Below are 12,356 nucleotides of genomic sequence, written 5' to 3'. Positions count from 1 at the left end.
GCGGTCGTGCGCAGCGCACGCGTGCCGCCGCGGCCGGTCATCGTTACTTGCGCCGGCTGGCCAGGAAGGCCTGGAACGACTGGGCGGCTTCGGCCTCGACCTTCTGCACGTGGGGGCGCTGTCGCAGCAGCGCGAAGTAGCTGTGCAGCTGCGGCCAGTCGTCGTAAGGATCCTTGCCGGAGAGCGTCTTGAGCACCATGCCGGCGAGCGGCATGACCGTGATCGCGGCGATATCTGCGTAGGTGAGCTCGCTGCCGACGATGTGAGGGCTGAACTTCGCCATGCGCTTGAGGCCGTTGATGCCGCGCTGGACGCCCTGCTGCGCGTGGGCGACCTGCTCGGGCGTCGTGCTCGCGCCGAAGAACGCGGCGGGCAGCAGGGGGCGAATCGGGCCGTCGATGCTGGAGTCGATGACGGACATGATCGCGCGACACTGCGCCGCCTCCCAGGGGTCGGCGGGCAGCAGGCGGTTCTCCTTCGGTCCGATGGCCTCGATGTACTCGACGATCGGCTGGGACTCGATGAGATAGTCGTCGGAGCCCGATCGCTTGATGAACGGGATCCTGCCCAGCGGGCTCTTCTCCAGGAACGCCGGGTCCTGGGACGGCGGCGCCTGCTCCTCCACGAAGGGGATTCCCTTCTCGAGCAGGGCGAGCTTCACCTTGTTGTAATAGTTGCTCAACGCGATGCCATAGAGCGTGATCATCGGAAGTCCTCCTGCTTTCAGGACGGCCTAGCAGACCGGAGGTCCCCCCTCGCTGTCAAGGCGATCGCCGATGTGACTCGGGCGGTGGCCCTGCGCCAGGAGGAGCGCGCCCCAAGAGCGCGTCCCCACCATCGCAAACATGGCCCTCGCGGCGGGGGCGACCCGACCCGGCGACCGGCGACCCGGGGGGCGACCCGAACCAGGTTGGCGACCGGCGACCCGGGCGACCCGGGCGACCCGAACCCGACCGGCGACCCGGGCGACCCGGGGGGCGACCCGAACCGGGGCGACCCGAACCAGGTTGGCGACCGGGGCGACCCGAACCAGGTTGGCGACCGGGGCGACCCGACCCAGGTTGGGGCGACCCCACCCGAACCAGGTTGGGGGGCGGGCGGCAGGTGGGGGAGCGACCCCGGGCGACCCGAACCAGGTTGGGGTGGGGGGGGGCAACCTGAACCAGGTCGGTGCGGGGCAACCTGAACCAGGTTGCGCGGCGACCCGAACCAGGTTGAGCCCGGCCACCCGTCCCGGGTTGGGCGACCCGGGGCGACCCGACCCAGGTCGAGCCCAGCCACGGGCGACCCGACCCAAGTTGAGCCCAGCCCGGAGCCCAGCCCCGACCCAAGTTGAGCCCAGCCCGCAAGTTGAGCCCAGCCCGAGCGCAGCCCGACCCAGGCTGCCAGCGCAGCTACCCAGACTGCCAGCGCAGCTCGCGTCCTCGGGCGAGCGTGGCGGAATCCGGCGACAACTGGCGGCCGCCACCCCACGAGCGGCACAAGTCCTTGAAATAACTCACGCCGGCCCGCGGCACGACGCTTGTCTGTGCACTCCGCCCATGAGCCAGCCTCGCGAGATCGTTCCAGGCGCGACCTACCTCCTCACCCGTCGGGTCCTGCGCCGGCACCTCCTGTTGCGCCCCGATGCGGCCATCAACCAGCTGTTGGTCTACGCCCTCGCGGTCTCGGCCCGCCGTTATGGCGTCGAGGTCCATGCTCTCTGCGCGATGTCGACGCATCTGCACCTGGTCGTGACCGATGTGCAAGGTGTGCTGCCACGCTTCCTGCAGTTCTTCCATCGCCTCTTCGCGCTGGGCACCAAGGTGCTGCGCAATTGGGAGGGACCGGTATGGGACCATGAACCCACGAGTGTGGTACGGCTGCTGACGCAGGCGGCGATGGTCGAGAAGATCGCCTACGTGCTCGCGAACCCCGTTGCCGCTGGCCTGGTCCGGCACGCGAGAGAATGGCCGGGCGTCAAAGTGGATGCCGGGGAGCTCGGCCGTGGCGTGCTCCACGCGACGCGCCCCTCAGCATATCTCGATCCCGAGAATCCCCAGTGGATCGAGCAAGCAGCACTCCCGCTCGCGCTGCCGCCGGACATTGATCAGGAGGCCGCGGAGGGCTTTCGCCATCAGGTCGCTGCCGAGATCGAGCGCCTGGAAGCGCAGGCGCATGCCGAGGCGGAGCGGCAAGGGATCGGCTTCCTGGGCGCCGAGCGAGCCAGCGAGGTCTCCCCGTACGAGCGAGCCACGAGCTTCGAGCGGCGGCGTGAGCGCAACCCGACATTCGCGGTCGGCCGTGAACAGGGAGACGCATGGCGAGCCGCTGCTGCCGCCGTGCGAGCGTTCCGTTCGTCGTACCGCGCGGCGCTGGAACGATGGCGTGCCGACGTTCGCAGCGCCCTGTTTCCGGCGGGAACGTGGTGGATGCGCGTGTTTCACGGCGCCTCTCTAAGCAGCACCTGTGCCATCGACGTGACGCTCGCCGCATGAGCCGCGCCGCTCACGCACGAAGCGTGCGCGAAGCACCGGAGACCCTTCCGGTGCCGATGGAATCGTTCCGCTCCGCGAGACGAGCTTAGCACCGCGCCGCCTGCGTTCGTCCTGGGTTGCACACCGCTGGCTGCGGTCGGCTTCGGTAGGCCCAGAGAGAGTGCTCGCCATGCGGGGTGAGGGACGGGTCGCGTCTGAACCCAATCGACGAGAACGTCCGCTGCGTCAGCTTCCGCTACAGCACGGATGTGCGCAGCCCTGAGGAGGCGCTCGATAGGCGCCGCCGGAACGCGCCCCCCGCGGAGCGCGCGAGGAGGAGATGAGGGAGCACGGCTTTCCCGCCTACACAACCTCGGTGGGTTGGCTCGGCTACTCGGAGGCCAAGCTGCGCCGCCTGTGCCGCGAGGGAATCGCGCGCGGCTTGTCGCATTTCAAGATCCAGCTTGGAGCGAGCGTCGGCGACGACACCCGCAGGACACAGATCGTCCGTGACGAGATCGGAGAGTATCGCAAGCTCATGATGGATGCCAATCAGGTGTGGGACGGCGGTCAAACCATCGCCAGCATGCAGCGGCTCGCTGCGTTCGAGCCATAATGGATCGAGGAGCCCACGAGCCTTGACGATATTGTCGGCCACGCCGCGATTCCGAGAACGATCTCGCCAATCGGCGTGGCCCGCCAACCAGGACGGGTTGCCCCCGGGTTGCCCCGACCCGGGTTGCCCCAACATCGGGTTGCCCCAACATGGGTCGGGTCGCCGCCCAACCTGGGTCGCCGCCGCAACCTGGGTCGGGGCGCCGCCGCCCCGCCGCAACCTGGGTTGGGGCGCCGGGGTTGGGGCGCCGCCGCCAACCTGGGTCAGGTCGGGTTGCCCCAACCTGGGTCGGGTCGCGGGTTGGGTCAGGTCGGGTTGCCCCAACCTGGGTCGGGTCGCGGGTTGCCCCGACCTGGGTCGGCTCGCCGACCCAGGGTCGGGTCGCCGCCGGGTCGGGTCGCCGGCCCGATCACCGCGGGACCACGATCACGTCCTCGCAGGTGAAGTCGACCCCCAGGGACACCTCGACGTCAGCCTGCACCACGGCGCACGTGTCATCGCAGAGCACGATCGCCGTCGGGCTCGCGGCGTCGTCGTAGCGCCATGTCCCCTCGGCCGCGCATTCCTGGTCGTACACGAGGGTCACCGGGGTGTTGCTCGTGGCGCTCGTGTACGTCACGTTGACCTTCTGCTTGTCGAACGTCCTCCCATCGGGCGGCGGCGGGATCGGGATCGTGCACGACACGGCAGCGCCACGGATCTTGTCGACGGCCGCCTTGAACGTGGCCGCGGTCTGCTTGGGGTCGCCGGTGTCGATGATGAACGCCTCTCCCGTGCCGCCTGCCGCGGCGATCTCCTGCAGGTTGGTGAGGCTCGGCGGTGCGTCCTCCACCGGCGGATTGTTGACCCCGACCACGAAGGTCGAAATGCCGCTGGCGTGCGCCGCCTCGACGTGCTCCACGACGGCCTCGATCCTGTCCGCCTCCGGGCGCCCCTCGCGGCTGCACAGCTCCGGATAGCCATCGGTCACGAGCACGATCGCATATTTCCCGGGGTTCTGCTGCCGTTGCGCCTCGACGAACGCGATCGTGCCTTCCATCACGAATGCCGTGGGCGTGCCCATGCGCCAGCTCGTGTCGTCCGGAGGCGTGACGGCATCGATCGCCTCTCCGAACACAGGAGAGGGCAGCGGCGTCATCGCAACGTCCGGGGTCACGTACGTCTCCCCCGCGCACATCCGTCGCGCGCCGGGGAAGAACGTGAGCGACGCCCTGAACCCGGTGGACGCGGAATCCATGAAGAACTCCTTGGTCGCGGCGACGACGGGATCCCACTTGAGGGACTTGTCGCGCCAGGGCGCGTTGTTCGCTCCCATGCTGGCCGACACGTCGAACGCGAAGGCAAGGTACACCTGTTGAAACCCGGCTTCGGACGACTTGGTGGCGCAGGCCTCCCCTGCAGCCGTCGAGCCACCGCTGCTGGCGCTGCTCGCCTCCGAACCACCGCCCAGGCCCAGATCGCCATCACCGCCGAACACGTCGCCGGAACCGTCCCCGGTATCGCTGCCGGTCCCGCTGGCGGTGCCGCTGCCACTGCCGCTGGGGGTGCCGCTGCCGTGCTGCGGCGAGCCACCGCCGCCCTCGCCGCTGTCCGGGGCCCCGCTGCAGGCCACGCCGACCAGAGTCACCATTGACAAAGCAATGGCCATCGCAGGCAATCTCATAAACCAACTCCTCTTCGAGCGCATGCCAGCGCCGTGCACCGGCACGAAAGCACTTGAAAGCGAGAGGCTCCCGAAGGCGGAATTTTGCAGGACCGCGCCTCGCTGAAACCCCGGGACCGGCGGCGAGTATAATCGATGGTGCGGATCTGTGCGCGGGATACGCATCGGAAAAGATGCCGCGTTGCATTGCGACCCTCATGACGCAATGCGACCGCGACCACGCAGCGCCCCTGGATGGGTCAAGCGCCTCGTGGCGGGCCTCCCATCATACACCCCGCTGCATGCGCTCGGGACAGAGGGCGCCCTCGCAATCCGCCTTCGTGGAAAATCAGCGCTATCTCAGCATTTCACGCTCGACGGCTCGGGCCGCCCAGCGGTCTGTCAGATCGCGCCTCGACGGACCTGTCGAGCGAGACGACGCCGCCCTCGAAGCGGACCGGCGCGGTGAGCAGCGCGCGGAAGGCCTTGTATCCCGGCGCCCCCGGGCGGAAGGCGTGCAGGAAGACGTGGTGCCGCCCGTCGGCGCCGATGGCCACGGACGGGTGCCCTGGCCCCCACCACTCCGCGCTGGAGCTCAGGAGGATCTCCGACGACTTCCGGTACGGGCCCGTGGGCGTGTCCGCCACCGCCGCTCCGATGCCGTAGTGCGCGGTCGAGAAGTCATTGCCGGCGTAGAGCAGGTAATAGCGCCCGCCCTCCTGGGTGATCCAGACGCCCTCGATGAGGTGCGCCTCCCAGGGCTGGTCGTTCTCGAGGAGGACGGCGGGCCCACCCTCCAGCGTGCGTCCGTCCGCCGACAGCCGCTGGGCGTGGATGCGCGTCCTGAGCGCCCGTGAAATCATGGCGATCTCCGTCGCCTCCGCGCCGCCTGCCCGCGCCCGCAGGCTCTCCAGCCGCTCCGCGAGCTCCGTGAAGTGCGCTGTCGCCGCCTCGATCAGCGGCTGCAAGACGAAGAACTGCTCCATGGGCTCGAGCGTCTCCACCCACGGCCACAGCGTCAGCGTCAGGACCGCGGTGCGCTGGTCCTCGCCGGCATCGAAGAGCTCGCGCACCCGGTCGGGTTCGCGGTGGAGCATGGCGACCAGCCTCCGGGGCCACACGCCGTTGTCGTCCTTCTTCCAGACCAGCCAGGGCGCGCCGTGCGCGTCCACGAGGAGGTGGGAATCGAGCACGTCCCCCGTGACGATCGGCGCATCGTCGGGCTCGAAGGGGCCATCCGGGCGCTCGGATCGGGCGAGGCCGATCGCCAGCGAGCGGTCCTGCATGCGGGCCGTGAAGCAGACCCAGAATTCGCCCCTGACCCGGTGCATCTCGGGCGCCCAGAAATCCGCCTGGTTGACGCCGGTCAGCGTCCAGGCCGGCGTGCGCCCTTCCGGGAAGACGAAGCCAGTCAGCCGCCAGGTGGTCAGGTCGCTGGAGGCCAGGATGGGGAACGCGTTCGGCGCGTCGTTCGAGGTCACCAAAGACTCCGGCGTTCATGCGACGGGCTCTTCCTGTGATCCTCATGCTCAAGAGGGACGCGCGCCAGCACGTGAAGCGTCTTCCACGCAACGAACAATTTTCCACCCTCTCGGCTCCCGCGCCGGGTGAGCGCAGGGAGATCGCGGGCGAGAACGCGGAGGACTGCGCCCTTCTTGATAGCATGGTCGGATGTTCAGATCCGGGCGCCTCCCATGGTGCTCGTGATCAGATGGGCCGTGCGCGGGAATACTTGCTGAAAGATGTCTTGTGCTCGGATGCTTCCTGGCTCGCGCCCTTCCTTCTTCGGCGTCGCACTGCGTGCTGCTGCGCGTGTGGAGGCCGGCTGCGGAGGCGACGCCCCGCCCGGTAGCTCTTCGATCAGCGACACGGCCACGAGCGGCGCGGGCGGCAGCCGCACGACGGGGAGCGGCGCAAAGGCTGGCGTGACGGACACCGGAGCTGACGGAGCCGGAGGCGGCGCCACGGGCGCCGCGGCAGGCGGCGGCCAGAGCGGCGCCGGCGACGGCAGCGGCGCCGTGGCAGGCGGCGGCCAGGGCAGCACCGGCGACGGCGGCAGCGTGGTCTGGTCGTTCTTCGCTGGCCTCTGAGCTGCCCGACGACTGTAGTGCGCAGCGCTGTCCACGCTTCTCCTCGGCAGGAAGCGCCAGATGCGGGTGCCTTCACGTGTGTGTCGTGATCACTTCCAGAGACGACGGGAATTGTAGGTGCCAGTAGGCCCTGGCGCGCACATCGTCGAGCGCAGGCGCTCCGCCTCGTGCCGCTGCCCATCGACTTTCCCGCTCCGAGAATCAATCCCCACAATCATCTGACTTGCGGAAGCCCAACATGAACAAGAACCGTTCTTCTCGATGGCTGTTCGGCGCGACCTGGTTCGCGCTCGGAATCGCGACCCTCATTGGCTGCAGTGTGAAGATCGACGATGGTGAAGGTGGCGTGGGCGGCGCGGGCGGCTCGGGTGACGGGAGCGGCATCACGAGCACCTCCGGCGCGTGGACGACCACCACGACCACGACCGGCTCGGTGACGCCGACCACCACGACCACGACCGGCTCGGTGACGCCGACCACCACGACCACGACCGGCTCGGTGACGCCGACCACCACGACCACGACCGGCGTCGGGGGCGCCGATGCGACGACCACGACGGGGGTGGGGGGCGCCGGGGCCGGCGGCTCGGGCGAAGGCGGCAACGGGGCGGGGGGTTCGGACACCGGGGCCGGCGGGAGCGAGCCCGTCAGAAAGTTCGTCGGCAACATCACGACGAGGAACGCAGTGCGCCCGGGCTTCGCGACGTACTGGGACCAGATCACGCCCGAGAACGAGGGCAAGTGGGGCTCCGTCGAGCCCAGCCGCGGCCAGCGAAACTGGGGCCCGCTCGACGCGATTTACAAGTACGCGAAGGACAACAACATCATCTTCAAGCACCACGTCTTCGTGTGGGGCAGCCAGCAACCCAGCTGGATCGGAGGTCTCCCCGGGCCGCAGCAGGAAGCGGCCGTGAAGGACTGGATGAAGGCGTTCTGCGAGCGCTACCCCGACACGAAGTACATCGACGTCGTCAACGAGCCGCCGCCCCACACCACGCCCTCCTACAAGAACGGCATCGGCGGCGACGGCGCCAGCGGCTGGGACTGGATCGTCAACTCCTTCAAGTGGGCTCGCGAGTACTGCCCGAACGCGGTCCTGATCCTCAACGACTACAACAACATCGAGTACGAGGGCGAGCACCAGAACTTCATGCGAATCGCAAAGGCGGTGATCGACGCGGGCGCCCCGGTCGACGCGCTCGGCGCTCAGGCGCACGACGCGTGGAGGATCAGCACCAACCAGGTGAAGAAGTACATCGACAATCTCGCCTCTCTGGGCAAGCCCGTGTACATCACCGAGTACGACATCGGCATCGCGGACGACAACCGGCAGAAGCAGGTGATGGAAGAACAGTTCACGATGTTCTGGAATCACCCCGCCATCCCCGGCATCACCCTCTGGGGTTACATCGTCGGCGCCACCTGGCGGGACAACACCGGCATCGCGCATCCGGTGGGCAACGACCAGCTCCGCATGCGGCCGGCCATGACGTGGCTGATGGAGTTTTTGGGTCGGCCGACCCAGTGACGCCACGCTGACGCGATGTTCTCGCGCGAGCTCCCTCAACCGGGGAGCTCGCGCGCCTGTCTCCGGGACAGCCGAGCCGACACCGACCCGGCCGACGTCAAGCCACCCGGACGAGGCTGGCCCACCTGAGCGCCCCGGCGATCCCCCGGTTGAAGCGCCCCCGACCGAGCCGCCCGGCGCCCGGGCGACCCGACCGACGGCTCGGGCCGCGCAGCAGCTCCTCCGGCAGAGCCTAGTCGCAGGTGTTGTCGCGTGCGTTCATCAACGTGAGATTGCGGAAGGTGCTGTTGGTGGCGCAGGGGCTCTCGTTGACGGCGGTGTTCGTGACCGTGAGGTTCTGAATCGTGATGTCGGAGGAGTTCGCGAACTCGTCGCGCGCGGCGAGCCGGATGTCGCCGCCGCCGGTGACGGTCCCGGATTCAGCGGCGATGTTCACGTTATGGCAGTTCTCGATCAAGATCGAGTTGCTGCCCGTGTCGGCGACGTCGATGCGGTCGATCGTGACACCCCCACTCTCGGACACGCAGAAGATCCCGCGCCCGCCGCCGCGGGCGACGACCTGGCCGACGCGGATGTTGGTGGGATAGCCGTTGCCGATGCGCCCCGCCCGATTGGCGAGTCGGAACGCCGCGTAGCCGGTGCCCGTGCCTGCGTTCACGGCGTCGACGATTCCGATCTCGGCGTTGACCGTGTCGTTCAGGAGGACGCCGCACTCCCCGGTGTCGCGGGCGATGACCGTACCGATGCGGAGGCCGTCGACGCCGTAGGTCTCGACGCCGTGAGAGCCGGTCCCCTCGGCGTAGACATAATCGATGTCGATGTTCTTCACCTTGTCGGCGCGGTTCGAGCGCCCATGGTTGTCGACACGAATTCCGAGGCCGTTCGAGACACGCAGCTCGACGTGGCCGAGGCGCAGGTTCTCGACGTCGCGGAAGAACATGGCGTAGAGCGGGGTGCCGCTGATCGTGACGTTCGGGATCTCGATGTCGGTCCTGCCCCGCGCATAGATGGGCGCGTTGTCGCCGGAGCCGCTGCCGGTGACATCGATCGTGCCGCAGATGTTGAGCACGGTGTAGCTGGGCACGCTCAGCCGGGAGCTCGCGGGCATGGCCCCCGAGCCCTGAACCAGGACGCTCTCCTTCCGGGTGCGGTTGCGGCTCAAGCTGTCGAGCGCCGCCTGGATCGCGGCCCGCATGTCGCCACCACGGTAGACGTCGCGGGCGCCGTTCTGCGCGACCCAGCTGGATCCGGAGCTGGTCACCACGGCGTTGTAGCCGCTCGTGTCCCCATCGCAGGGATACGCCGCATCACCTCCACCGCTCCCGCTGGTTCCGGCGCCCCCGGTGCCCGCTCCGCCAGAACCGGCGCCTCCGGTGCCTGCTTCGCCGGTTCCGGCGCCCCCGGCGCCCGCTCCGCCGGTTCCGGCGCCCCCGGCGCCTGCCCCGCTGGTCCCCATCCCGCCCGTGCCGTCGATGCCGCCTCCCGTCCCCCCGGTGCCACCAGCAGGTGCTCCGCCGGTCCCGCTGTCGATGCCGCCCGAACCAGCCGCGCCAGCCCCCGATGTCCCACCGGTCAAGGCTCCCCCGCCGACGCCCGAGCCGCCCACGGCCGAAAGTCCGCCGCCAGCGCCGCTCGGCAGCGTGCTCCCCGGGGTGGAGCTGTCACCGCTGCCCTCCGGATCGCTGCCCGAGCCCGAGCCGCAGCCTGCCGCCATCAGCACGCCGGAAAACGCAACGGACAGAGCGGAAATACCTAGCATTCGATTCTTCATCATCGGCTCCGAACGGTGAGAGGGACCTGCCGTCCCCGGGTCGACGCTGGCGCTGGGACCCGACGCCCGGGGCCCCGAAGGGCAGCGCTGGACGACGCGGTAGAGCTGCTGGCGCCAGGATGGTGTCGATGCGGGAGCAGAACCAATCACGATTCTCGACAAATGATGACGGATTCGCCCACGGGCGCATGATTACAGTATTAGAGCAGCGGAGCGACCGGAGTGACCGGAGCGACCCGACCCCGGAGCGACCCGACCCAGGTTGGCCGGCGGCAGCGACCCGACCCAGGTTGGCCGGCGGAGCGACCCGACCCAGGTGGCGACCCGCCCCAGGTTCGCCAGCGGGGCGACCCAACCTCGGACGAGTCGCCTCGCAGCTTGCCTCAACCTCGGTCGATCAACCTCGGTCAGGTCGCCCCCAACCTCGGTCAGGTCGCCCCAACCTCGGTCAGGTCGCCCCAACCTCGGTCAGGTCGCCCCAACCTCGGTCAGGTCGCCCAACCTGGGTCGGGCCGCCGAACCTCGGTCAGGCCGCCCCGTCAGGCCGCCCCAACCTGGGTCGGGTCGCCCCGCCCGCCAACCTGGGTCGGGTCGCCCCAACCTGGGTCGGGTCGCCGCCCCAACCTGGGTCGGGTCGCCGCCCCGCCAACCTGGGTCGGGTCGCCGCCCCGCCAACCTGGGTCGGGTCGCCCCGCCCGCCAACCTGGGTCGGGTCGCCCCAACCTGGGTCGGGTCGCCGCCCCAACCTGGGTCGGGTCGCCGCCCCGCCAACCTGGGTCGGGTCGCCCCGCCCGCCAACCTGGGTCGGGTCGCCCCAACCTGGATCGGGTCGCCGCCCCACCCGCCAACCTGGGTCGGGTCGCCCCGGGTCGCCGCCCACCGGGTCCGCCGCCCGCCAACCTGGGGTCGCCCCAACCCACGGCGGCCGACCTCGGTCAGGTCCCCCACGGCGGCCGGCCGCCAACCTTGGTCAGGTCGCCTCGGTCGGGTCGCCCCAGCAGAGCGCCGAGCGTGCGTGCCCCCGTGGTGGAGCGCCGCTGCCCGCGCCTTGCCCGTCGATCGCGTCTCGTGTCACTTGAGATACGCCGCCAGGCCGAGGTTCTGTTCGCGAATCGCTCCCGCCACAAGCCCGGCGATCTGTGCCGCCCCGGAGCGCGCAAAGTGCGTGTGGTCGTCGCAGAAGAACTCGCCAACCGGCCCGCCGGTCGTCGCGCTCACATCGCCCCCGGGGACCGGACAGAATTGCAGGGAGTTGTACAGAGCGACGCTGAGCTCGTGAAGATCGATCACCGGCACACCGTACTCCGCCCCGGCCTCGTGGGTCGCCGTCACATAGCCGCCGCGCGTCCCCCGAGCGGTGCTGCCGTTGCACGCGATCGCGCTCACCGGCGTCACGAACACCGGCCGGGCGCCGCGCTCCTGGGCCGCGCGGGCCATCATGCCGTAGCTCTCCTTGAACGCGTCGAGCCCCACGTGCCGATCACACGTCCGCGAGCCGTCATTGATGCCGAACTGGATGAACAGAGAATCGCCCTGCTCCATGCCGTCGAGCATCTGCGCCCACCTGTCCTGGAGCAGGGGCTCGCCGCTCGCGTCGCGGTCGAGCACGCACTCCCCCGTGTCATCCATGACGCCCTGCACATGGTAGAGCCACGTGCGCACGCTGCGGCCGCCGACGGCGCGGTTCACCACGGTGACCCGCTCGTCGAAGAGCGCGGCGAGCTGGCCGCCCCAGCCGGCCGGGCAGGGGGTCTGCCCGTTGGCGACCGTGGAGTCCCCCGCGATCCAGATCGTGATGTCCGGCAGCGGCCCCACCCCGCCTGCCCCGGCGCCGCCACCGCCGGAAGCACCGGCCGACCCCGCCGCGCCGGCGGACGCGCCACCACCGGCCCCCGCGCTTCCATCAGCGCCCGTCGACGCCTGCGAGCTGCCGCCCGTACCCCCAGCTTCCCCCGCGCCGCCCACTCCAGCCGTGCCCCCCGCTTCCCCCGCGCCGCCCACCCCGGCCGTGCCCCCCGCCCCGCCCGTACCCCCCGCTTCCCCCGCGCCGCCCGCTCCAGCGCTGCCACCGCTCCCCGCCGTCTCCGGATCGGCGCTGCAGGCGGCGGCGAGCAACGTGAGACAGGACATTCGTGCAACCATCCGGTACGCGGCAGCTCGATCGCTCCAGTGCGTGAACATATCTCTCCTCCAACCACGAGGCCCGCATGTGTCCATCCGGCAGGGTGCCGGTGACTTCGTCGCCGCGACCGG

9 protein-coding genes are annotated in these 12,356 nt (G+C 69.9%); 4 read left to right on the top strand and 5 right to left on the bottom strand.

What is annotated here, in order from left to right; translation table 11 throughout:
- Positions 1–43: 43 nt before the first annotated feature.
- Positions 44–706: a glutathione S-transferase family protein gene (locus WMF31_RS40505; RefSeq protein ID WP_436607226.1), complete on the bottom strand. Its 663-nt coding sequence runs from the start codon at positions 704–706 to the stop codon at positions 44–46.
- A gap of 835 nt (positions 707–1,541) precedes the next feature.
- Here WMF31_RS40505 and WMF31_RS40500 point away from each other — a divergent pair.
- Both WMF31_RS40500 and WMF31_RS40495 read left to right on the top strand, forming a co-directional pair.
- Positions 1,542–2,477, top strand: a complete 936-nt coding sequence (locus tag WMF31_RS40500; protein WP_436607225.1) for a transposase — start codon at positions 1,542–1,544, stop codon at positions 2,475–2,477.
- Positions 2,478–2,796: 319 nt separating this feature from the next.
- The gene (locus WMF31_RS40495) at positions 2,797–3,072 is read left to right on the top strand and encodes an enolase C-terminal domain-like protein (RefSeq protein ID WP_436607224.1); all 276 of its coding nucleotides are present in this window, start codon (positions 2,797–2,799) and stop codon (positions 3,070–3,072) included.
- Positions 3,073–3,481: 409 nt separating this feature from the next.
- Here WMF31_RS40495 and WMF31_RS40490 read toward each other — a convergent pair whose 3' ends face one another.
- Both WMF31_RS40490 and WMF31_RS40485 read right to left on the bottom strand, forming a co-directional pair.
- Positions 3,482–4,900 carry a vWA domain-containing protein gene (locus tag WMF31_RS40490; RefSeq protein ID WP_436607223.1) on the bottom strand — a complete coding sequence of 473 codons (1,419 nt, stop codon included), beginning with the start codon at positions 4,898–4,900 and terminating at the stop codon, positions 3,482–3,484.
- 182 nt (positions 4,901–5,082) lie between these two features.
- Complete coding sequence (locus WMF31_RS40485; RefSeq protein ID WP_436607222.1) at positions 5,083–6,195, bottom strand: family 43 glycosylhydrolase; 1,113 nt, start codon at positions 6,193–6,195, stop codon at positions 5,083–5,085.
- Between the two features lie 444 nt (positions 6,196–6,639).
- Between WMF31_RS40485 and WMF31_RS40480 the strand changes: the two genes are divergently transcribed.
- Together WMF31_RS40480 and WMF31_RS40475 are read left to right on the top strand one after the other, a co-directional pair.
- Positions 6,640–6,804: a hypothetical protein gene (locus WMF31_RS40480; protein WP_436607221.1), complete on the top strand. Its 165-nt coding sequence runs from the start codon at positions 6,640–6,642 to the stop codon at positions 6,802–6,804.
- 238 nt (positions 6,805–7,042) lie between these two features.
- The gene (locus WMF31_RS40475; protein ID WP_436607220.1) at positions 7,043–8,332 is read left to right on the top strand and encodes an endo-1,4-beta-xylanase; all 1,290 of its coding nucleotides are present in this window, start codon (positions 7,043–7,045) and stop codon (positions 8,330–8,332) included.
- 232 nt (positions 8,333–8,564) lie between these two features.
- Here WMF31_RS40475 and WMF31_RS40470 read toward each other — a convergent pair whose 3' ends face one another.
- Positions 8,565–9,593 carry a hypothetical protein gene (locus tag WMF31_RS40470; protein ID WP_436607219.1) on the bottom strand — a complete coding sequence of 343 codons (1,029 nt, stop codon included), beginning with the start codon at positions 9,591–9,593 and terminating at the stop codon, positions 8,565–8,567.
- 1,581 nt (positions 9,594–11,174) lie between these two features.
- Positions 11,175–12,233 carry a GDSL-type esterase/lipase family protein gene (locus WMF31_RS40465; RefSeq protein WP_436607218.1) on the bottom strand — a complete coding sequence of 353 codons (1,059 nt, stop codon included), beginning with the start codon at positions 12,231–12,233 and terminating at the stop codon, positions 11,175–11,177.
- Between the last annotated feature and the right edge of the window lie 123 nt (positions 12,234–12,356).

Origin of the sequence: Sorangium sp. So ce1036, assembly GCF_051369805.1 — a bacterium.
Lineage (GTDB): Bacteria > Myxococcota_A > Polyangia > Polyangiales > Polyangiaceae > Sorangium > Sorangium cellulosum_F.
Note: the sequence above shows the minus strand (reverse complement) of the source record. Positions and strands in the feature narration are given on the sequence as shown.

Excerpts from the sequence above, each read along its gene's own strand:
- WMF31_RS40490 (WP_436607223.1), bottom strand. The coding sequence starts at position 4,900 with ATGCGTATCCCGCGCACAGATCCGCACCATCGATTATACTCGCCGCCG.
- WMF31_RS40500 (WP_436607225.1), top strand. The coding sequence starts at position 1,542 with ATGAGCCAGCCTCGCGAGATCGTTCCAGGCGCGACCTACCTCCTCACC.
- WMF31_RS40475 (WP_436607220.1), top strand. The coding sequence starts at position 7,043 with ATGAACAAGAACCGTTCTTCTCGATGGCTGTTCGGCGCGACCTGGTTC.
- WMF31_RS40465 (WP_436607218.1), bottom strand. The coding sequence starts at position 12,233 with ATGTCCTGTCTCACGTTGCTCGCCGCCGCCTGCAGCGCCGATCCGGAG.
- WMF31_RS40505 (WP_436607226.1), bottom strand. The coding sequence starts at position 706 with ATGATCACGCTCTATGGCATCGCGTTGAGCAACTATTACAACAAGGTG.
- WMF31_RS40495 (WP_436607224.1), top strand. The coding sequence starts at position 2,797 with ATGAGGGAGCACGGCTTTCCCGCCTACACAACCTCGGTGGGTTGGCTC.